Origin of the sequence: Siccibacter colletis, assembly GCF_000696575.1 — a bacterium.
Lineage (GTDB): Bacteria > Pseudomonadota > Gammaproteobacteria > Enterobacterales > Enterobacteriaceae > Siccibacter > Siccibacter colletis.
Window position 1 is genome coordinate 294,632 of sequence record NZ_JMSQ01000008.1, and the last position, 20,231, is coordinate 314,862.

Here is a 20,231-nt window from a genome sequence, read left to right on the forward strand (position 1 = left end):
CATGCTCAGTAATGCGCTCATGCTGCGTCAGGCGCGGTCGCGCGGATGTCCTGGAAATGTCTGCTTTTGATAGCTTTACGTTACGGATACGCAAATCCCTTTTAATGGGGCGGGTATTATTCTGACCGCCGTAGTTAACAGGGATATCACGGTGGAAATGAACAGGATTAAGGAAGGTGGGTTGAGGCTGCTCACACCCGGAGAGATCGTGCTTGCCCGCAGCGTCTTCAGAAACAGCATTACCTGGCATAAGGTCTGGATACACCGGGACAGCTATCTGCCGTTTGGACTGCAAAATAAAAACGTGGCGATGGCACCCAATGGGGAAATCTACCTGAGAAATCATTATCGGGATGATTTTTCTAAAGCGTCGATTGCGTTACAGCATATTTTCATCCATGAACTGGCGCATGTCTGGCAGCGAGAAAGAGGAATGAATGTGCGCTTGCGCGGGGCATTCAGCTGGGCGGCAAATTATGACTATGTGCTGGACAGCCGATTTTTAAATGAATATCCGCTTGAGCAGCAGGCACAGATTATTGCGGATTATTTTGTATTAGACAGATACGGATATTATTTATGGGCAGAGAGCCGTAAAAACCATGATGTCAGCTGCATAAATAACGTTTCAGAGAGTCAACTGCGCGATCTTTATAAAAAGACACTCACTTTTTTCTCTTCGGGCAGTAAATAATGAAGATGATAATTCAACTTACAACAGTGTTACTTGCGACGTTGATGCTTACTGGTTGCCCTGTAATGGATCGAGATTTAGATAAGCGTTACGCTCCACCAGATATTTCTATAATCACATTAACAGGTGATGACGTTTGCATGGCAGTGCCTTATCCTTCTGATTACCAGTTGCGCATGATCAGCATTAATCCTCGCGGCACCGACCCTAAAACCTGGTGGTATAAAGCAGAGCCTGACCTCAAACTCACTATCAATCAGGGCCAGATTTGTATTCCGCCCTCGTTTTACACGTTTGAACCGCACCAGCAATACGTAATCCGCACGGTTATGTGGTCGGATAAAAAATATCAACAAACCCAATATGGAGGCAGGGCTGTAATTGCCGCTTTCGAAATCGAGGACGGCCATGCCTGGCGGGTAATACTTGAAGAAAGAGAACAATAACGTTCGCTGTCGAAATGTCTCTGAGCATGAACTTCTCTCACTTTTTGCCAGAACGTTGTCATTTTTCCCATAGGAAGATCAGATGAATTTCGCTGTAAAGCTCACTCTGCTCTCAGCCTCGCTACTCTTATTAACAGGCTGCCCAATAATGGATCGGGATTTAGACTTGCGCTATCCCGAACCCGACATCACCACCGCAACGAAGGTAGATGATAATCTCTGTGTAGCCATTCCTGATCCTGCAGATTTCCAGATAAGAATGGTTATGATCTATCCTCGTAATATGCCACCAAAAGAACGTTGGTATCAGTTGAAGCCTGCGTTGAATGTCAGTGACGGACAAGTTTGCATTCCCTCTTCTCTCTATAAATTTGATTCGCGTCGTGAGTACGTAGTGCAACTTATTATGTGGTCTGATGAAAAGGCAAAAAGGACAAAATATGGCAGCCGCGTGGTCATCAGTGCTTTCGAAATCGACAACGATCATGCCTGGCGGGTAATACTTGAAGAGCGCGAGCTATAGGTATGCCACCCTTCGCGGATAAATATTGACCGGCAGGCATTGCGCCTGCCTTTTGTTTTAACCGTTATTACCAGCCCGGCACCGCACCGCCGTTGAAGATTTTTTCCGCCGCCTGTGCCACCTCCGGTGACTGATAGGCTCTGGTAAATGCCTTCACGTTTTCTGCGGCTTTATTGTCCTCACGTGCAACAATAATATTTACGTAAGGCGAGTGCTTATCTTCAATAAAGATGCTGTCGTGCACTGGCGACAGGCCGATATTCTGGATGTACGTGGTGCTGATAATCGCCGCGTCCACTTTCGGGTCATCAAGCACGCCCGGTAGCTGCGCACCTTCCATCTCAACGATATTTAGCTGACGTGGGTTATCACGGATATCAAGCGCGGTCGGCAGCAGGCCTTTACCCGGTGCAAGGCCGATGAGCTTCTCTTTTTGCAGTAGCAGCAGCGCACGCCCAAGGTTAGTCGGATCATTAGGAATGGCGATGGTCGCCCCGGTTTTCAGCTCAGAAACACGTTTAATTTTGCGGGAGTAACCCGCAATCGGGAAGACGAAGGTATTGCCCACCGCCACCAGATGATAGCCGTGCGCCTGATTATCCTGCGCCAGGAAAGGACGGTGCTGGAATACATTGGCATCCAGATCGCCGGCATTGGTTGATTCATTGGGAAGCAGCGACCCGCTGAAACCGACCAGCTCCACGTCAAGGCCATATTTCTCCTTTGCAACACGCTTTGCCACTTCCGCCACGTCCTGCTCAGCGCCATTTATCACGCCCACTTTAATATGGTTAGCATCGCTGCTCTGGTCGCAGCCAGCCAGCATCAACCCGGCCAGCAGCATAGCGCCGAGGCGAGAAACAACGTTTTTCATGGCAGATATCCTTTTAAAAACAGTACGATCCCAGGTGAAATCGACTATAGCGAATCTGCGCCGTGAGGGATAAAAACGAAAAGGCATGTCTAAGATGAAAACGCGATAAACCGCGCGTCAGGGGAAGCGGGCGATAACCGATGCAAACACCGGTTATCGCCACGTTACAACAGAAGGATTATTTCGCCGGGAAGGCTTTCGCAATCGCCTGTGTCGCGCACTTGCCATCGAACTCGGAGCCGCCCATTCCGGCCACGCCCACCGCGCCGATCACTTCATTATTGAAGGTCACCGGCACACCGCCGCCCAGCAGCAGCAGTTCGGGTAGCGTGTTCAGGTTTGCCGAATCGGCATCCGCCCGCGCCTTTTCCGCCAGCGCCTGGCTCGGGGTTTTGGTTGAAAGCGCGGTATACGCTTTACGCTGGGCTGCCAGCGTGTTGTGCGGGCCAACGTTGTCGTCGCGCATCACCACTACCGGATTCCCACCGCGATCGACCACCGCCACCACGCCTTTTTTATCATACTGGCGGCACTGGGCCAGGGTGTCAGAAGCCAGCGTGGTTGCCAGCTCCAGCGTCATGTCATGTACCGTCGCAGGCGCTGCCGCAAAACTCATTCCCGGCAGGGCCATCATTACCGCTATCAGCGTTCGCTTCATGTTTCAGTCTCTCGTTATTCGCACGTTACTGGCGGAGCAAAACGCCCCGCCGCGATGTCGGGTATCAGCTACCGCGATAGGTGGAATAACCGTACTGGCTCAGCAGCAGCGGTACATGGTAGTGCTCATTGGTATTGCTGATGTGGAACTCAACCGGGATCTCCGGGAAGAAGGTGCCCTGCTTCTGGGATGCGAACCAGTCGCCGGTTTTGAACACCACGCGGAAGTCACCGGTGCTTTCCGGCTGCTCTGGCCACAGACCTTTGATACGGCCATCCTGGTCGGTGGTAGCGCTGTTCAGCTTTTTCCAGCCGTCACCCTGTTTCTGCTCCAGGGTAACTTCCACGCCCGGTGCCGGTTTCCCGGTTTGCTGGTTAAGGATGTGGACGCTCAACAGGTTTTTTCCCGCAGCCATAACAACGGAAGGGGCGCAAAAAGAGGCGGCGAGGGCAGCAGCGATCAGATACTTTTTCATGTTGTTTCTCCTGAGTTGGTGTGCCGCTGTTATACCCCGCCCACAGGCGCAACAACCTGACGCCAGAATGACAATGTTGTCATGTCCGCAAAACTGACAGAGATTTGACTGTGTCGTGACTGTTATGATCTGACGAAGCGGACAACATTATTAACTCTTTTTATTCATTCAAATAATTGATACATACCCATTCCGCGCCAGCTTCTTAAATATTTATTCACGAAAATTAATAACATCACTCGCGCTTGATTTTAGCACTAGCCATATTATCATCCCAGACACCAATCCGTTAAAAAGCAATAAATATATGGAAAGCGTATCTTTACCCTTTGTTATTTATGAGACTGAGAGGAAAATGAATGATTACCGTTCTGATGATATGTGCTTCGGTGATTTAACGGAGAAACAACTTAAAGAAAACTTCCAGCTTTGGAATATTTCAGAACGTGTTGACCCTTATAAGCTTGAAGAAAAATCATCTTTTAATCGCCCTCAGTCACCGTTCTGCTGCAATTCATTGATAAAAACGAATTCGCTTTTCAGAAAAGCATGTGCTGATATTATGTTTAATGAAATGCGCAGTTTGTCACACGCTTTTTCCTTCCTTGGGACTTATAAAAATATTATCAATAAAATGCTAAACCACATGCAGTATGGCACCGGAAAACCATTTACCGATGGGTTGCTGGACATGGCGCTCAAGGAGCAAATTTCATACGATAATTCTGACAGTGGTTCACTGAGGCGTATCAAGCGGGGTTTAATAAAAAGCATTGACTGGGATAAAAATTATTTGCCAAAAAATAAAACTGAAGAAATAACAACGCTAATCAGCAAAGGTCGCTTACCAAAATTTGATACGTGGCATGACAACATTAACGGCATGGGGGTCTCTGTTCATGACACCTGGGCCACAAAAATTATCCTACGTGATTTGACAGTAAGTAACAATAGCTTCCGCGCGCAAATACATTACAACGTTCAGGATCATTTTGGTCTGGATAAAAATGATATAAGAAAACAAAAATTCTTTCAGTTTCAATTTTTCCGCTTGTGGTTTCTATTACAGCACCATCACCAGTTTGCCTTCAGGCCATTTATGACAAACATGGAAGCTGAAATATTCATTTCAGGCAGTAAATATGATATTTAAAAAAAACCTACTGCTGAGTACATTAGTGGCAGTAAGCTTCTCCCTGGCAGTATATTACCACCAGAATGCACCAGTTCAGGTTATTGACGTATATCATGAGAAAAACTTTAGCGATGTACTGGTACTTAACTTCCCTGATGCAGACCACGCAAAAGTTACCTGGTGGCTAAAAAACAGGGCGATGTTAGCGAAAGGATATTCTGTACCCCATCCATCAGATGAAGGCCATTTCACAGTTACCTTCTGGGACTTCAGAGATGGATATATTCAGGATGATAGTAGCGATATACTCTGTTTTCATCAAGCGAGCCCAGTGCCTCGCTGCATTAAAAAAAATGCGGTACTGGAGGTCAGTAACAATAATGACGGAACACTGATATTCAGAGTATATGACGGCACCTATGTTCTTGAGAAAAATGGCGTCGTAGTTAAAATCGACGATCGATAAATCGGTCTCTGCCATTTTTTCTGCGTACTATGCGCAGGTTCATTTCTCCCGCAACGCATCCACCACCAGCGAAAAGGCCGGTGACGGCTGTTTACGGCTGGGGTAGTAGAGGTAGTAGCCGGGAAACGGGTCGCACCAGGCTGCCAGCACGCGTGTAAGCCGCCCGTTGGCGATATGGTCGCCAAACTCCTCCTCAGGCAGAAAGGCAATGCCCAGCCCCGCCAGCGCCGCGTCCACCATATGCGCAGAGGTATTGAATATTAACTGGCCGTTGACGCGGACATTGACTGGTCCATCGGGATGATCGAACTCCCACACATACAGCCCACCGGTACTCGCCATGCGCATGTTCATGCAGTTGTGATGCACCAGATCCTGCGGAGTTTGCGGTATCGGGTAGCGAGAGAAATAGTCAGGCGAGGCCGCGGCCGCCATGCGCAGCGGAGGGCCGATCGGCACGGCAATCATGTCTTTATCGATGGTATCCCCCAGCCTTACACCGGCATCGAAACGATCGACGACAATATTGCGAAACGCGTGGCTGGCATCAAATTCGAGGTTAACGTCCGGATATTCACGCAGTATCGGTGCCAGTTTTGGCAACAGGATGTTATGCAGCACGTTGGGGGCGCAGGTAATCCGCACCGTGCCGGCCGGTTTATCGCGCAGCGCGGTAAGCATATCCAGTTCGGCTTCAATCTCATCGAAGCGATGGCCTATAGCCGCCAGTAAGCGTTCACCCGCCGCCGTGAGCGAGACGCTGCGGGTGGTGCGGGTAAGCAGGCGGATCTGCAGACGGTTTTCCAGCCCGGTAATGGACTGACTCAGCGCCGGCTGCGTAACGCCCAGAAACCCTGCCGCACGGGTAAAACTCCCCTCTCGTGCTACCGCAACAAACGACAGCAGGTCGTTCAGGTTACGTTTCATCTTTCCCCCGCTACAGTGCGATTAATTAGTTTTACTTATAACGCTATTAAGCATTCATTAGCTAGTCAGCGCGGGCGTGACGTGTAAACTTTCCCTCAACGCACACACCGGCAGTGAGCGTCTCGCCGGGCTGTCACTCTAGGTTATCTGCCACCTCATCCCTCTTCAGACTGCATTCCCTGCGGAATACGGTCCCGGCATCCCCTTGCCTGCAATCCGGGAAGGTGACAGAGAAAATTATTTTTAATCATGACGTTAATTTAATTCATGCAGGATATTTATGACCATAACCCATAGCGACAGCCCGGCTGGCGCAGCGCAGCCCGCGTTCTGGAATGGCGTGCTGGCCATGACGCTGTGCGCCTTCACCCTGGTGGCGTCGGAGTTTATGCCGGTTAGTCTGCTGACGCCGGTTTCGCGTGACCTTGGCGTCAGCGAAGGGCTGGCCGGACAGGGGATTGCCATCTCCGGCGCGCTGGCAGTGCTTACCAGCCTGCTGATCTCCACCCTTGCCGGAGGCATCAACCGTAAAACGCTGCTGCTCGGTCTGACAGTGTTAATGGCGATTTCCGGCGGCATTATCGCGCTGGCTCCCAACTATGCGGTGTATATGGCCGGGCGCGCGCTGATCGGCGTGGCCATCGGCGGCTTCTGGTCGATGTCGGCCGCCACCGCCATTCGTCTGGTCCCTGCGCACCGCGTTCCACGGGCGCTGGCGATTTTCAACGGCGGTAATGCGCTGGCGACGGTCATCGCCGCCCCGCTGGGGAGCTGGCTGGGCGCGGTGATGGGCTGGCGCGGGGCATTCTTCTGCCTGGTGCCGGTGGCACTGATCGCTTTCCTCTGGCAGGCCGTCAGCCTGCCATCAATGCCCGCGCAGAAGAACAATGCGCGCATCAGCAGCGTGTTTCGTCTGCTGCGCTCCCCGCTGGTGGCGCTCGGCATGGCGGGCTGCGGGCTGTTCTTTATGGGCCAGTTCGCTCTGTTTACCTATCTGCGCCCGTTCCTGGAAACCGTTACCCACGTCAGCGCTGGCGGCCTGTCGCTGATGCTGCTCATTCTCGGCGTGGCCGGTTTTATCGGTACGCTGCTGATCGGTTATTTCCTGAAAGCGGGTTTCTATCGCACCCTGGCGTTTATTCCGGTGTTGATGGCGCTGATTGCCGTCCTGCTGATGAGTGTCGGTCACCAGACGCCGCTGGTTGCGGTGCTGCTGGGCCTCTGGGGCCTGGTTGCTACCGCCGCACCGGTCGGCTGGTGGACCTGGGTTGCCAGAACCTTGCCGGACAACGCCGAAGCTGGCGGTGGGCTGATGGTCGCCATCGTCCAGCTCTCTATCGCGCTCGGCTCCACGCTCGGCGGGCTGATGTATGACGGCTTCGGCTACACCCATGCCTTTGCGCTTAGCGCGCTGCTGCTGCTGGTTGCGGCGGCGCTGACCGGGTTGACCTCTCTTTCCGACCACCACCGCGCCGTCTGACAGCAGACGGCACCCATACAGGAGTTAATACCATGAATATCAACGCTATTGGTGCATATTCCGGCACCCAGCCGCTGGAACCAATGAGCATTACCCGCCGCGAGCCAGGCCCGCACGATGTGCAGATCGACATCGCGTTCTGCGGCGTCTGCCATTCCGATATCCACCAGGTACGTGCCGAGTGGGCAGGAACGCTATACCCGTGCGTGCCGGGCCATGAGATCGTTGGTCGCGTCATCGCTACCGGGGCGCACGTTACCGGCTTCCAGCCCGGCGAACTGGTTGGCGTCGGCTGCATCGTGGACAGCTGTAAACAGTGCGACGAGTGCTTCGACGGTCTGGAAAACTACTGCGATAACATGATCGGCACCTACAACTTCCCGACGCCGGACGCGCCAGGCCACACGCTGGGCGGCTACTCCCAGCAGATCGTTGTGCACGAGCGCTACGTACTGCGCGTTCGTCATCCGGAATCGCAGCTGGCCGCCGTTGCGCCGTTGCTGTGCGCAGGCATCACCACGTATTCACCGCTGCGTCACTGGAACGTCGGGCCGGGCAAAAAAGTGGGCATCGTGGGTATTGGCGGACTGGGTCATATGGGGATCAAGCTGGCGCATGCGATGGGCGCGGAAGTGGTCGCTTTCACCACCTCGGAATCGAAACGCGAAGCAGCGAAAGCGCTGGGCGCGGATGAGGTTGTGGTCTCACGCAACGCTGAAGAGATGCAGGCTCACGCCAAAAGCTTCGACTTCATTCTCAACACCGTGGCAGCGCCGCACAATCTTGATGCGTTCACCACGCTGCTTAAGCGCGACGGTACCATGACGCTGGTCGGCGCCCCGGCCTCTCCGCACGATGCGCCGGAAGTGTTCAACCTGATCTTCAAGCGCCGGGCCATTGCCGGGTCGATGATTGGCGGCATCCCGGAAACCCAGGAGATGCTCGACTTCTGCGCCGAGCACGGGATTGTGGCGGATATCGAGCTGATCCGCGCTGACCAGATCAACGAAGCCTACGAACGCATGCTTAAGGGCGACGTGAAATACCGCTTCGTGATCGACAACGCTACGCTGTCTGCCTGAGGCGCATTGCTGGAGCCATGCCCCAGGCTAAACGCCGGAAAGCTGGCGGCATTCTACAGCAGCGCCTGATACCCTCACTGTTATGCCTTTTGCCGCGCCACCTGGCGCGGCTTTTTTCATTCCGCCCGCGCCGGGCGAACCGGAGCGCTTCTGCTACAGTTTTTACATCGCGCCTTTGGGCTTATCAGGAATTAGCATATGAAAATTGCCTGTCTTGGCTGGGGATCGCTTATCTGGAAACCGGAAAACTTACCGGTCGCCTGGGACTGGAAAGCGGATGGCCCGCACCTCCCGATTGAATTCACCCGTATCAGCGACGGCGGCGAACTTGCCACCGTCATCAGCCTGAATGCCACTCCGGTGCCGGTATTATGGGCGTGGCTCGACACCGATCGGCTTGATGTTGCCTGCGAGGCGTTGCGCAGACGCGAGGGCATTCCCGAGGAGCGCTGCGACGGCATCGGCTCGCTGCTCATTCATAACGCACCCGGCGGGATGCTGATCGACTGGGCGCGTGAACGCGACATTGATGCGCTGCTCTGGACCGATTTACCGCCGCGCAGCGAGGACATTGAGGGACGCGTACCGTCCGTCACTGAAGCGATTCTCTACCTCGACGGCCTGAGCGGCGAGATGCGCGAACACGCCAGGGATTATATGCAGCGCGTACCCGCGCAGATCGATACCACGTACCGCCGCGCGATTATGCATGCGCTGGGGTGGGATTAAACGGCCTCGGCACTCAGATGGCCTGACGATATGCTTTGAGAACGCTGACAGTGCCATTAAGGCCCTGCTTCAGCGGCATATCCAGAAAATCATCTGTTGAGAGAGGAGGGTGTCGGAGCGACTGCCGTTGACGCCTGACGGCTTCGAGTGCGATACCCGGACTGAGATCAAGCAGGTCAGTGATAAAATCGTCCGGATGCAACGCTTCGATATTAAATTTTTGCAGGGCGGAGGCAGGAAAATCTTTTTGATTTAGCGTCACGATGACTTCGGCTTTTGCGCGTAACGCCACGGCCAACACATGGCGGTCATTTTCATCAGGAAGCGTAAGCCCCTCAATGAGGGTTTCGAAGCCCACCACGCGAGCGTCAGGAAGCGCCCTCTCCATCAACTCAACGGTGCGCGTTAATGCTGCCTGGGTAATGTCCGGTCGGTTCATCAACAGATTTCGGCACCATTCGCGATGGATCTCAGCACTCCATTTCGGCTGATATAATCCCGCTATCCCCAGATGCATCAGCAAATCCCTTAATCGTGCTGGATAAAGCACGCATGCATCCAGCACAACGGGATAAGGTGAGTGTTCCATTAATACATCCCTGTGTCCTGCGCCTGGTCCGCAAGCGCCTGCATGGCCTCGAGGCTTTCGTGTTCCCGTTTCTGTTTATATTCCATCAGATCGGCAAACAACACGCGACGATGCCGCCCGGTTTTGTGGAACGGCAATTTCCCGTCCTCAAGCAATTTCACCATATGAGGACGTGAAACGTTAAGCATGTTAGCTGCTTCTTGCGTAGTGAGTTCCGCATGAATCGGCACAACTTGCACAGCGTTGCCCGCGGCCAGCTCGCCGAGGATATCCCTCAACATGCTCAGCGCTCTGGCAGGCAGCTCAATAGTATGGGTTTGGTTATCGTCCCCAACGATTGCGATACGCTGCGTTTCAAATTTTGTTGAGAGGAATGCCGCCAGTTCCTGCTGGCCTCGCTGCGCCAGCTCGCTTTCGCGTGCGTCCGGGAGCTCGAGTGCGGTTAATGAGGTGGTCATGGCTATTACCTTCGTTAAGTAGTCACGCTGAATGTAATCGAAATAAACGAAAATAACAATATTCGAAACAAACGAAATTTGCGTTAATGCGGGATCGCCAGCCGCTCCAGATCCGCTGGCGGAAGTAGCGCCAGCGCCTGTTTCATCATGCGCGACTCTTCACCGGGGCTGCGACCAAAGAACCGTTTAAACTCGCGGTTGAACTGCGAGGCGCTTTCATAACCCACTTCCAGCGCGGTTTTAGACGCCGGCAGATTACTGCGGATCATCATCAGCCGCGCCTGATGCAGCCTGACCGATTTTATATATTGCAGCGGCGAGGTGTGGGTGATGGCTTTGAAGTGGATGTGAAACCGCGGCACGCTCATCCCGGCGCGGCTGGCGAGATCCGCCACGCTGAGCGGGCTTTGCCACTCGGCATGAATATGATTAAGTGCCCGTGAGATGCGCCCGAAGTGCCCCTGATACGCCAGCGCCGCGCGTACCGCACCACCCTGCTCACTCATCAGCACGCGAAAATAGAGCTCCTTGATCAGCGACGGCCCTAGCGCTTTCGCTTCCAGCGGCGACATCAGCGCCTGCAGCAGACGATGCAGCACATCCAGCATCGACCCATCCAGCGGCGTAGAGATCATTCCCTCCGGCTCGTCCGGGATTGGCTGCCGCGCCTCGCCCATCAGCATGATCAGCTCTGCCACCGTCGTCATATCCAGCCGTACCGCCACGGCCAGCATGGGCTCCTCGGGCGTCGCCTCTGTTTCTGATGAGAACGGCAGCGGCACCGACAGCACCAGGAACTGCTGGGCATCGTAGCGGTACATCCGGTCAGCCAGAAAACCGCGCTTGCGGCCCTGACAGACAATAATGATACCCGGCTCATACAGCACCGGCGTGCGCGGCAACGGGTGATCGGCGCGCATAAACCTTACTTCGTCGAGCAAAGATTTGGTGTAGCCCTCATGCGGCGCAAGCTGCATCAGCCGCTGGCAGATCTGCTGTTGTACGTCAGGCACTGGCATAGTTTCCATCCGGTAGTATCGCTGCGTTAAGGCTAGTGTACTGCATAATTCAGCTTACTAATTAATCATTACGAGATAATCAGGCAATACTCAGAGAGGAATGGCGCTATTTCAGGCAGGGGGTTTTCACTACTCTGAACGCTCACTAACCGTACAGAGGGCGTTAAGCATGAACCAGACTCAACAACCAAATCGTAAAGTGATTGTTCTGACCGGCGCAAGCAGCGGCATTGGCGAAGCCACCGCGCGCCAGCTGGCGGCGGAGGGGCATCTGCTGGTGATCGGCTCACGGCGTACCGACCGCCTGGAAGCGCTGTGCGACGAGCTGCGCTTTGACGGCGCGACCATCGATGCGCTGCAGACCGACGTGCAGGATCGGGCATCGGTACAGCGTCTTGCTGACTTTGCGCTGGAGAAACATGGCCGTATCGACGTGCTGATCAACAATGCGGGCGTCATGCCTCTGTCGCCGCTGTCGTCGCTGAAGGTGGAGGAGTGGGATCTGATGCTGGATGTGAACGTGCGCGGGGTGCTCTACGGTATCGCCGCCGTACTGCCGGTGATGGAGAAGCAGAAGGCGGGGCACATTATCAATGTCGCGTCGATTGGTGCCCATGCCGTATCACCCACCGCAGCGGTTTATTGCGCGAGTAAATACGCGGTGTGGGCCATCTCGGAAGGGCTGCGCCAGGAAACCGACGTTATTCGCGTGAGCGTCATCTCTCCCGGCGTGGTGGAATCGGAACTGGCGGACATCATTAGCGACGACACCGCCCGGGAAGCCATGCGCGATTTCCGCCGCATCGCCCTGAAACCGGAAAGCATCGCTCGCGCCATGTCATACGCTATCTCGCAGCCGGACGACGTGGACGTCAGCGAAATTATCGTGCGCCCGGTGGCAAGCCCGCATTGATGGTGATAGGGCCAGGGATGGCTCTTATTACTATGCTCAGAGATAGATGGCGGCCTGTCTATTTATTAGACTATAGGTTAAATTCTATTTTTATAATCATCTTATCATCCCGATAATGGACAATTGCCGCCAAAAACCTGATACCGTAGCAAAACTTTCCCAGGGGCATGCCTATAATTAAAACAATTTTATAATATTTATTGTTTTTTGTTCTTATTAAACTTGCCGTTAACATTAAAAAATATAGTAGCTATTGTTATAGCTGTCCCGGCAACACCTCCAAAAAATATAGCGCGCTTAATCTGCCATAAAGGGAAATAAAAAACACCATCTTTAAGATAATAAAAAACTGCCACACATCCTCCCAGAAAAAGAAGCATAAGCATCGAGGAAATGCAGCTATAAATTAATAAACCAAAATATTTTAATATAGCCTTCATTTATTTCAGCCTTAGTTTAAGATTGGGGATTACCATAATCTTTCTTGAATCCAGAAAAAATTTTGAGCCGCCGCTCACCAGAGATCATAAACTACTCCTGGTATTTCTTTCCCTGATAATGAGTTTCAAACCCAGGTGCTTATTCTCCAGACGGACCACCCGTCCATGCGTCTTCTGAGGCGTTAACAATGGCTACTGAGTGAGATTGCAATAATCAGGTCACATGCCGTAAATTGCATTACCTCGGATAATTAAACCTGAAATTTCACCCATGACATTGCTTTTTTGGTTAAATTTTAATAAGGGGAATGCTGCACCGGACACCAGGGGTTTTTCACTCAGAGCCTAAATTTATTTGCGCATAGTAAACTTATCTATCAGCTTGAAAATTATTGCAGCTGATGTAGCGACTGCGCCAGCTATACATCCAAATACTATGGCTCGCTTAACCTGTGGCAAAGGGAAATTAAACCACCCGTTTTTAAAGTAATAAAATCCGGCGATACAGAATCCGGCAATAAATAGCATTACAATGAAAAATACACAACTATAGAAAAGCAACGCAAAATATTTAAAAAACATCTTCATTCTTTCTTTCCTGTTCAGGCTGTGGCTTATCATAACCCTTAATGAATCCCGGGGCGAATTCTGATAGCAGCCTAGTCCGAATCCTAAAAAAACCGCCGGAAATCTTTTCCTGTTACTGATTTTCCAGAACCGAGCTGATAAAACAAAATGTTAAAGAAATTCCCTTCTAGTCTTATAAAATATTATTATGCATTTTTATTAGCTTTTCACCTTCTTTCTTAAGCCACTCTTGATGACGTTTAACCGTTAAGCTAAATTGTTCATCATTATAATATTCTGCAGGAGAGATATCATTCCCTACACCTTGCGCTATATTTGGACATCCTACACTTTCCCCCCACACCATCCAAAATTCGTTTAGCTTCAAAAGGCCATATACATAATCGTCTGGCAATTCTGTCATTAGGTCGCTTAATGATAAGAATCTCCATTTCCTGTAAGACACATTGACATCGATTCTCTTTTGCTGGCAAATGGAATATAAGTAATCTATGATTTCCTCAGTGATATCAGTACAAAACGCTACTTCTGATATCGCAGTGAGCAATTCCCCTCTCACCTCGTCACTATTTGCTAACTTCTGGCAGGCAAAATCACTAACATCCGAGGCTGATAATTTGCCAGAAGGGAGCCCTTTAGCGCCAAGAAAAACCATTCCCCAGTCAATAAGTTTTATCTGTTTAGCAATTAAATACATTTTATCTGTCATGGCTTCGCTGGTCTCTCATTAACCGTGCGCCTGGAACGATCATTCTGATTTTATCATCGTAATAAGTGATGTTCTTAGTACCATCAATCCTTAAATTTCATATAGTAAATTCATTATGAACTTTTTAGTACCTCACCAGAAAATAATGTCACCTTGAATAAAAACCAAAAAAACAATTAACTTATAATATACAACCACAATAGCTTCAGAAACTCATATTTATTATTTATTTTCCTTGCAAGCCCTTTGCTAATTATTTCATCAATTATAAGTAATAAATCATCCTCCGTTGAATCTATGAAATATTGCGCCAGCCTTCAGACATCAATTACTTTTTGATTATCAACATCGCTATGAATGTCTAGAATGCAATCAGCATTATTTTTAAAACGAAGCCCCTTACCATGTTTTGAAAACTCCCAAATCTCATCATCAATTATCACCTCACCATTTTTAAGGAAGTCTAAAAGGAACTTATAATCCTTACAAAAGCGATATTTATCAAAAAAAAAGATATCATTATCTTCGCCTGAAGCGATACATATGAAAAAACATCATCTGCATTAACTTTTTTCGTCATATTAATATATCACCTTTGCCTCTGCAGCCTCTCGTAGTAGTTGATCGACTTGTTCTTTGGTAACTTCATGAAATCCTACGGGTATATCTTTACCCCCTTCCACGAGATTCAGATGTCATAGTCCGGAACTCACCAAGATCCGGTGATGCCAGCGCATTACACTCAACCGTTTTCCCAGTCTGTACCGCGTATGCCGCGCTCTGGGTGCTGTTGCCCACCAGACCACCGGCCGAGTCCGAGGCCAGGATGGCCAGCGCGGAGACGGTTTCTTTTTCGCTTTCGATTTCATTGGGTTGATAAAATTTTTACTCTTAAAGGTTCATGGAACCGGTGATTTCTCGCATGTCCAGTCTTATTCTTAGGGCCACGCGGACTGGTGGTTTACCGGCTGGAAAATGAACGATAAATAGGGTAAACAGGACAGCATAGTAAGATTATTTGGTATTCCCCCCTCTATTATCTCGTTCTTGTAATTTATTTTTGAGCCATAAACCTGATCCTAAAAGAATACCAGGCACAGATGCTCTATTTATAATATTGCTTAACAATTCACTCCAGGAAAAAATAAATCTGTCTATTTTAAAAAAAACAATCAATGTTGCAATGACATCAGAGATTGCGGATAGTAAGGCACAGAAGACAAGACCTACTACTATAAAAAAACATACCGATTTTTTACTTATCTTCATTTTCAGCCTTTTTAAGTTTGTCTTTAACTTGATTACCAACATATTCACTCGACATAGATCCACTAACGGCTTCCAGTATATTTTTAGTGCTTTCTTTAACTACAGGTTCAAGTATACCCACTCCTTTGGAAACAGCACTACCTGCAACGGATCCTGCCGCAGCTCCTAATGCTTCATTGGTTTTATCTTTTCCTTGAATACTACTTCCGACTAAGGCTCCACCTACATTAATTAACGCTGTTGCACTAACTCCTTTCCCATTAGTCAATATTGCAGTAACTCCTGCCATAATTGCATCAACATAACTGAATGGATCGTTTCCTGCTAACTGAACGCCAGTATTTACCGTAGTACCAATCGCCACATTCATTGTCATACCTTTTACCGTAAGCCCTGGCACACTGCTTCCGAACATTACTGGCGCATCACCAACTCGTATTCGATTTATGATAGTCCCATGCACTAATCGCAGACTCTGCTGCTCTTAAGGCTTCTTTGGGTCCGCGTCTTGTCCGACAGGAACGTCAGCTGATGCGCGAACGGGTTCCCTGGTGATCGAGCCGGTCAGGGGCTGACGGGTAAAAAGAAGATCCCGGCGCTAAGGCCGGGATCTATTTCAGCTAGTAAAAACCTGGATCTATCCGGCCTGCTGCTTTCAGTATTTCAAGGAAGCATTTATAAGTTTCGGGACCCTTTTCAACCAGATCATCCAATATTCTTTCTGCTATGAGGGGTTTAAAAAAACAATATCTTCAAAAAAATAAAGTCACCTAATATTGTAGGGTCAACTATTTCTACTTTATCCGCATTGAGCACAGACAAGCCATACCCTTTGATTAGACCATAAAAAATATTTTTCCCAACACGCAGTAAATAGCGTAGATTTCTATTAGTGTTTCATCATTTTCTTTTATTTTTATTTAAGAATATCCTTAATAGAATCAATAACCTTAGCAGGTTCACTAACATGTCGCAGGGTGAGGTAATTTTCATAATTTTATCCTCAAGCTCCAGTAATCTCGCCGCGGATTTATCACCCAGCAGATTATTCTCAACGTTAATACGGCAAACAATATGCCCCGTCCAGAGATTCATACTGTGTGATAGCATCTCTGCCTTCTGCGAGATACTCAACATCAATTGGTTCTGGCGGAAAATCTATTGTATAAAATCCTTCCAGGAATAAACGATACTGCTCCAGTACATATAATGTTTGCTCGATAGTTAAAAGTACCTGTTGCTCTTCCACATGCTCACACCCAATAAATACTTTATCATGCGTAACCATCACCCAATGAGCATTACCTATGCCAAAGTTGCCATCAGTTGTTTTTCCTGATGCATACTCAGTTAGATTTTTAACCCAGATATCAACAGAATGAATACCATATTGAATGTCATTAGACAACCATCCTGAAATCTCACGTGCTCCATACCCTACTACCCCTCCATCAGAGGAATTACGTATTTTTCCACCAATAGGAATAAATAAATTACTATTTTCATCCCACCAGAAAATGATTTTATCATTCAACATTATTTATTCCTCCCGGTATAAACAGGCCACGCAGTCGCACCTGTTCCATCTGGTTTGCCATAATAACCTTGAATCTTCACACCGCCAGATGATTTCCCGCTCCACATTTCTGTATTCGGTATCCTTCCAGAATTTTTAAACGCGCTTTCAATCTCTTGAGCTGTCTGCCGTTTTGACCATTGCTCAGGAAAGAATGTCGTTTATGCTTTTTTATTAACCCACTGCCCTGTGGCTGAGTCTCTGACTGATATGTAGCCTTTTGAAACGCCAGTTGAATCAGGAGAAGCCCAAGGTGCCGGTGTCGAGGCGGTTCTTATCCGCGCTGGCGGTGGAGCCGATAACTGCACCGTTCAGTTGGGTGTGCTCGCCCACGGTGACATCGAAGCTGCCTTTCCCGGCGTAGATCCCGCTGCGAGTACTACAGCCTGGCTATGCGAAATGCGATATTTTTTACGCGGCGAGTGGATAGCGCAGGCGGGATTTACTGACGGGATGCCGGTTAAGATCCGGGTGATGCCGGACTGCATCGTTATCACCACGCAGAACACCCGCGAGTTGTATGGCAGCGCCGAGGGGCTGAGCGTGGTCTCCGTCAACGGGCCGAAGATGAAGCAGTGGCTTAAGGCGTTCCCCGGCGTGCTGAACGACACAGGGGAGCGTCCGGCGATCAAGCGTGAGCGCGGGCATTTTGAGTAAGACTGGCGGCTGACAGTAAGATCCGGGCCATTCAGGCCGGGATTTATATGCTAATTCAGAAGATCCGTTGATACATTGCCAGTATCGAAGAACTCTTTGAATATACTGACAACAAGGGAAAAGTCTTTTTAAGTTGACGTTCAGGCCAATAATTACCGAGAACAATAATTTTGTTATTGTCCTTTGACATATCCCAGTATGAGCGAACATCTGAGCTATCTTCCGAATATTCCAACAGCGTGATTAGATAAAAGCCATCTTCTGATGAAACATCTATATTTACCGGACCAAAACTTGGTTCAGGTAAGACAACAAGCCTCATTGATCCCTGCTTATCCTTCAATTTTGACAATAATTCTTCAACGTCAGGCCATTCGGGCCTACGTACCCTAGTAAAAGAACTTTTACCTGACAGGTAAAACTCTGCTTCCAGTTCAGTTTTCATTAATTTTACTTCCAAATGAATTTTTTCATACCGGCTTCCCAATACAGGACATCAGCACTTCTTTCTTCATATATTGTTAGTGATTTAAGGCCTGATTTATCAGCCATTTTTACTATATCAGCGCTGCAATAAGAACAAACACGCTCACCACTCACCGACATCAACATATCTTTGCCATTAGTCATCCCTTTATCACAGGCTTGCTGGATAACACCGATCTCAGCATGAGCAGTCCCCATATTTCCATTAGACAGACTCTTATCAGGGCGTTTGTCAATTTGAGCCTGTATAATATCGTTTATTAGCGTTGGTTTATTAACGTCTGCCTAATACGAAGGTCTAGCCCCTTGGTTTGTATCAGTAAATCTGGCGCCATCAACGTTCCCTCTCGCAACCACCTTCAGGTTCGCATCTACAATTTTACTGAGTTGTTTAGCTGCCGCTGCACCAAGTACAGGTGTCAGGGAGGCAACCGCTATTTCCATTCCCTGCTTAGTTTCGACGTACCCCTGCGCAGTCTGTCTGTCAACATCCAGCCATGCCATGAAGTAATTTGTCATGGCCTCTTTCACCTGTTGCTGATTCTGTGCGTCAACACTGGTGATATTCAGCAGGTTTACTATCTGCCCGTAAGCATCCGGATACATATCGCTGACTTGGTTATTGTAGTTTCCGGTTTCATAATCTCCTTTAGCTGCAATAACTTTCAATCTTTCACCGGCACAAGCCGCGCTGGCTGCCTGTCCATTGCTACACGCAGCGATTACCGCCTTATCACTGCTGATATCTTTTTCAAGCAATGCATCATATTTCTGGTGTGCCTTTTCGCGCTCTGCCGGATCTTTACTGTTTTTAAGCGTCTGTTTTGCTATCTCAAGCTCTGTCTTCTCCGATACGCTCAACCAGTTATTCTCAACCGTCGTCTTCCCGGTCTGGGCTGCGTAAGCCGCGCTCTGGGTGCTGTCGCCCACCAGTCCACCGGCGAGGCCCGAGGCCAGGGTGGCCAGCGCAGAGACGGTTTCTTTTTCGCTTTCGGTGAGTGCGCCTGCTTTTTTGCCGTACATCTCGGCGGCAATCATGCCCGTCAGTTCGCCGGTATCGCGCCCGCGGCACCTGCGGCGGCGTTCTGGCCCTGGGCGGCGGCGAGGGCGGCATTGACCACCGCGTGCGCCGCGATTTTTCCTGCATTATCGAGTCCGGATTTATGCCCGATAAAGTCCGCTATCCACGGTGCGGCACCGCCGGCCAGCGCGGCGCCCAGGTCATTACCCGCCAGCCCCTTAATCACCGCGCCCGCGGTGTCCATCACCCGGGAATAGGTTCCGCCCACCCCGAAACCGCTCGCTTTCACTTCCGCGTCGTAATAGTTCTGGTAGGCCTGCGAGGCGATATCTTTCGCATCCGGGTTCGCTTTCGCGTTTTTATCCAGGATGTCCTGACGCGCCTTATCCAGGTCATCCTTTGACGCCGTCGCCAGCTTCGCTTTCGCCGCTTCGGTGGCGTGAATCGCCATCTCGCTGCGCACGATGTCCGTCGCCTGGCTCACCATCTCGCCCACCAGCTGCGCCTGCTGGATGCGCTGCTGCTCTTTCTCTTTATCAAATATCTGCGAAATCGAGCCGTTGGCATGCTCCACGTCGCGGCTGACGTTGACGTTGAGCGAGCCACTAAATAAAAAAATTTTCTAATATTAGAGAATATAAAAAAGTTAAAAATGTGAAAATCATTATTAACAATTAAAATTCAGCCTAATGCGAAACATCCAAGTTATCAGAATAAATCATTTACCTTTATTACTTAATTGCTATTTTTCTTTTCTATATATTTTGCCCTGAGCCAAATCCACCCCCCAAATAACCCCCCTCCTATAAGCGCCTGCTTGAAAGATGAGTAAAGCTCATTAGCCCAATCATAATAAAAACTAGTGTCATTTAAAATTGAAAATAAAACACTTGTACTTATACCCACAAGTATTAATGTTCCGAAAATAACAATTACCCAGAGCGCGATGAAAAAAACAAGCATTAACACCCCAATATTCTTAATATTCAACATGCCCATGTTTTTATAATCTTTCGT

28 protein-coding genes and 2 pseudogenes are annotated in these 20,231 nt (G+C 49.7%); 10 read left to right on the forward strand and 20 right to left on the reverse strand.

Annotated elements, in window-relative coordinates; genetic code table 11:
• Nucleotides 1–157: 157 nt before the first annotated feature.
• The 3 genes from ET34_RS0111480 to ET34_RS0111490 all read left to right on the forward strand — a co-directional run bounded on the left by ET34_RS0111480 (nt 158) and on the right by ET34_RS0111490 (nt 1,663).
• The gene (locus ET34_RS0111480) at nt 158–694 is read left to right on the forward strand and encodes a hypothetical protein (protein WP_035891276.1); all 537 of its coding nucleotides are present in this window, start codon (nt 158–160) and stop codon (nt 692–694) included.
• The gene (locus ET34_RS0111485) at nt 694–1,140 is read left to right on the forward strand and encodes a putative T6SS immunity periplasmic lipoprotein (RefSeq protein WP_031522175.1); all 447 of its coding nucleotides are present in this window, start codon (nt 694–696) and stop codon (nt 1,138–1,140) included. Before ET34_RS0111480 ends, ET34_RS0111485 begins: the two co-directional genes overlap by 1 nt.
• A gap of 82 nt (nt 1,141–1,222) precedes the next feature.
• The gene (locus tag ET34_RS0111490) at nt 1,223–1,663 is read left to right on the forward strand and encodes a putative T6SS immunity periplasmic lipoprotein (protein ID WP_031522177.1); all 441 of its coding nucleotides are present in this window, start codon (nt 1,223–1,225) and stop codon (nt 1,661–1,663) included.
• A 67-nt stretch (nt 1,664–1,730) separates the two neighbouring features.
• On the opposite strand, the gene nlpA is transcribed toward ET34_RS0111490, so the two are convergent.
• The 3 genes from nlpA to hiuH all read right to left on the reverse strand — a co-directional run bounded on the left by nlpA (nt 1,731) and on the right by hiuH (nt 3,670).
• The gene (gene nlpA, locus ET34_RS0111495) at nt 1,731–2,537 is read right to left on the reverse strand and encodes a lipoprotein NlpA (protein WP_031522178.1); all 807 of its coding nucleotides are present in this window, start codon (nt 2,535–2,537) and stop codon (nt 1,731–1,733) included.
• 178 nt (nt 2,538–2,715) lie between these two features.
• On the reverse strand, nt 2,716–3,195 hold the full coding sequence (locus ET34_RS0111500) for a GlcG/HbpS family heme-binding protein (RefSeq protein WP_031522180.1): 480 nt from the start codon (nt 3,193–3,195) through the stop codon (nt 2,716–2,718).
• 64 nt (nt 3,196–3,259) lie between these two features.
• On the reverse strand, nt 3,260–3,670 hold the full coding sequence (hiuH, locus tag ET34_RS0111505; protein WP_031522182.1) for a hydroxyisourate hydrolase: 411 nt from the start codon (nt 3,668–3,670) through the stop codon (nt 3,260–3,262).
• Between the two features lie 307 nt (nt 3,671–3,977).
• Between hiuH and ET34_RS0111510 the strand changes: the two genes are divergently transcribed.
• Nucleotides 3,978–4,823 carry a DUF3289 family protein gene (locus tag ET34_RS0111510; RefSeq protein WP_031522183.1) on the forward strand — a complete coding sequence of 282 codons (846 nt, stop codon included), beginning with the start codon at nt 3,978–3,980 and terminating at the stop codon, nt 4,821–4,823.
• A complete protein-coding gene (locus ET34_RS21795; protein WP_072002013.1) occupies nt 4,813–5,271 on the forward strand; it encodes a DUF943 family protein in 459 nt (152 codons plus the stop codon). Before ET34_RS0111510 ends, ET34_RS21795 begins: the two co-directional genes overlap by 11 nt.
• Nucleotides 5,272–5,310: 39 nt before the next feature.
• On the opposite strand, the gene ET34_RS0111520 is transcribed toward ET34_RS21795, so the two are convergent.
• Nucleotides 5,311–6,198 carry a LysR family transcriptional regulator gene (locus ET34_RS0111520; RefSeq protein WP_031522187.1) on the reverse strand — a complete coding sequence of 296 codons (888 nt, stop codon included), beginning with the start codon at nt 6,196–6,198 and terminating at the stop codon, nt 5,311–5,313.
• 280 nt (nt 6,199–6,478) lie between these two features.
• Here ET34_RS0111520 and ET34_RS0111525 point away from each other — a divergent pair, with 280 nt between their 5' ends.
• The 3 genes from ET34_RS0111525 to ET34_RS0111535 all read left to right on the forward strand — a co-directional run bounded on the left by ET34_RS0111525 (nt 6,479) and on the right by ET34_RS0111535 (nt 9,489).
• Nucleotides 6,479–7,678, forward strand: a complete 1,200-nt coding sequence (locus ET34_RS0111525) for an MFS transporter (protein ID WP_031522189.1) — start codon at nt 6,479–6,481, stop codon at nt 7,676–7,678.
• Between the two features lie 32 nt (nt 7,679–7,710).
• On the forward strand, nt 7,711–8,760 hold the full coding sequence (locus ET34_RS0111530) for an NAD(P)-dependent alcohol dehydrogenase (RefSeq protein WP_031522190.1): 1,050 nt from the start codon (nt 7,711–7,713) through the stop codon (nt 8,758–8,760).
• 198 nt (nt 8,761–8,958) lie between these two features.
• Nucleotides 8,959–9,489, forward strand: coding sequence for a hypothetical protein (locus ET34_RS0111535; RefSeq protein ID WP_031522193.1), 531 nt, complete (start codon nt 8,959–8,961; stop codon nt 9,487–9,489).
• Between the two features lie 13 nt (nt 9,490–9,502).
• Here the strand turns inward: ET34_RS0111535 and ET34_RS0111540 are convergent, their stop codons facing one another.
• The 3 genes from ET34_RS0111540 to ET34_RS0111550 all read right to left on the reverse strand — a co-directional run bounded on the left by ET34_RS0111540 (nt 9,503) and on the right by ET34_RS0111550 (nt 11,555).
• The gene (locus tag ET34_RS0111540; protein WP_031522194.1) at nt 9,503–10,078 is read right to left on the reverse strand and encodes a PIN domain-containing protein; all 576 of its coding nucleotides are present in this window, start codon (nt 10,076–10,078) and stop codon (nt 9,503–9,505) included.
• Nucleotides 10,078–10,536 (reverse strand): helix-turn-helix domain-containing protein, encoded by a 459-nt coding sequence (locus ET34_RS0111545; protein ID WP_031522196.1) that lies wholly within the window; start codon nt 10,534–10,536, stop codon nt 10,078–10,080. Before ET34_RS0111545 ends, ET34_RS0111540 begins: the two co-directional genes overlap by 1 nt.
• 83 nt (nt 10,537–10,619) lie before the next feature.
• Nucleotides 10,620–11,555 (reverse strand): AraC family transcriptional regulator, encoded by a 936-nt coding sequence (locus tag ET34_RS0111550; RefSeq protein WP_031522198.1) that lies wholly within the window; start codon nt 11,553–11,555, stop codon nt 10,620–10,622.
• Nucleotides 11,556–11,724: 169 nt separating this feature from the next.
• Between ET34_RS0111550 and ET34_RS0111555 the strand changes: the two genes are divergently transcribed.
• Nucleotides 11,725–12,468: an SDR family oxidoreductase gene (locus tag ET34_RS0111555; RefSeq protein ID WP_031522200.1), complete on the forward strand. Its 744-nt coding sequence runs from the start codon at nt 11,725–11,727 to the stop codon at nt 12,466–12,468.
• 197 nt (nt 12,469–12,665) lie between these two features.
• On the opposite strand, the gene ET34_RS0111560 is transcribed toward ET34_RS0111555, so the two are convergent.
• The 8 genes and pseudogenes from ET34_RS0111560 to ET34_RS23205 form a co-directional block, all read right to left on the reverse strand.
• Nucleotides 12,666–12,908: a hypothetical protein gene (locus tag ET34_RS0111560; RefSeq protein ID WP_031522202.1), complete on the reverse strand. Its 243-nt coding sequence runs from the start codon at nt 12,906–12,908 to the stop codon at nt 12,666–12,668.
• A gap of 351 nt (nt 12,909–13,259) precedes the next feature.
• On the reverse strand, nt 13,260–13,496 hold the full coding sequence (locus ET34_RS0111565) for a hypothetical protein (protein ID WP_031522204.1): 237 nt from the start codon (nt 13,494–13,496) through the stop codon (nt 13,260–13,262).
• 172 nt (nt 13,497–13,668) lie between these two features.
• Nucleotides 13,669–14,205 (reverse strand): DUF2247 family protein, encoded by a 537-nt coding sequence (locus ET34_RS0111570; RefSeq protein WP_031522206.1) that lies wholly within the window; start codon nt 14,203–14,205, stop codon nt 13,669–13,671.
• Nucleotides 14,206–14,874: 669 nt separating this feature from the next.
• Nucleotides 14,875–15,069 carry a VENN motif pre-toxin domain-containing protein gene (locus ET34_RS23200; RefSeq protein ID WP_081826929.1) on the reverse strand — a complete coding sequence of 65 codons (195 nt, stop codon included), beginning with the start codon at nt 15,067–15,069 and terminating at the stop codon, nt 14,875–14,877.
• 150 nt (nt 15,070–15,219) lie between these two features.
• Entirely contained in the window at nt 15,220–15,474 is a 255-nt protein-coding gene (locus ET34_RS22525) for a hypothetical protein (RefSeq protein ID WP_072002020.1), read from the reverse strand.
• A complete protein-coding gene (locus ET34_RS22530; protein WP_152548386.1) occupies nt 15,461–15,850 on the reverse strand; it encodes a hypothetical protein in 390 nt (129 codons plus the stop codon). The genes ET34_RS22525 and ET34_RS22530 overlap by 14 nt, the downstream gene beginning before the upstream one ends.
• Nucleotides 15,851–16,531: 681 nt before the next feature.
• Nucleotides 16,532–17,011, reverse strand: coding sequence for a hypothetical protein (locus ET34_RS21810; protein ID WP_072002014.1), 480 nt, complete (start codon nt 17,009–17,011; stop codon nt 16,532–16,534).
• Nucleotides 17,011–17,199: pseudogene (locus ET34_RS23205) on the reverse strand (EndoU domain-containing protein); the annotation flags it as partial. The pseudogene ET34_RS23205 and the gene ET34_RS21810, both read right to left, overlap by 1 nt.
• 250 nt (nt 17,200–17,449) lie before the next feature.
• Between ET34_RS23205 and ET34_RS0111585 the strand changes: the two are divergent.
• Nucleotides 17,450–17,707, forward strand: coding sequence for a SymE family type I addiction module toxin (locus tag ET34_RS0111585; protein WP_031522210.1), 258 nt, complete (start codon nt 17,450–17,452; stop codon nt 17,705–17,707).
• 55 nt (nt 17,708–17,762) lie between these two features.
• Here ET34_RS0111585 and ET34_RS21820 read toward each other — a convergent pair whose 3' ends face one another.
• The 5 genes and pseudogenes from ET34_RS21820 to ET34_RS0111600 all read right to left on the reverse strand — a co-directional run bounded on the left by ET34_RS21820 (nt 17,763) and on the right by ET34_RS0111600 (nt 20,213).
• Nucleotides 17,763–18,152: a DUF6911 family protein gene (locus tag ET34_RS21820; RefSeq protein WP_236633845.1), complete on the reverse strand. Its 390-nt coding sequence runs from the start codon at nt 18,150–18,152 to the stop codon at nt 17,763–17,765.
• A 5-nt stretch (nt 18,153–18,157) separates the two neighbouring features.
• Nucleotides 18,158–18,466: pseudogene (locus ET34_RS21270) on the reverse strand (cytidine deaminase-like fold-containing protein); the annotation flags it as partial.
• A 12-nt stretch (nt 18,467–18,478) separates the two neighbouring features.
• Nucleotides 18,479–19,231, reverse strand: coding sequence for a VENN motif pre-toxin domain-containing protein (locus ET34_RS22330; RefSeq protein WP_081826932.1), 753 nt, complete (start codon nt 19,229–19,231; stop codon nt 18,479–18,481).
• A 5-nt stretch (nt 19,232–19,236) separates the two neighbouring features.
• The gene (locus ET34_RS22960; protein ID WP_051640523.1) at nt 19,237–19,788 is read right to left on the reverse strand and encodes a hypothetical protein; all 552 of its coding nucleotides are present in this window, start codon (nt 19,786–19,788) and stop codon (nt 19,237–19,239) included.
• A 161-nt stretch (nt 19,789–19,949) separates the two neighbouring features.
• Nucleotides 19,950–20,213 (reverse strand): hypothetical protein, encoded by a 264-nt coding sequence (locus tag ET34_RS0111600; RefSeq protein WP_031522211.1) that lies wholly within the window; start codon nt 20,211–20,213, stop codon nt 19,950–19,952.
• Nucleotides 20,214–20,231 lie beyond the last annotated feature (18 nt).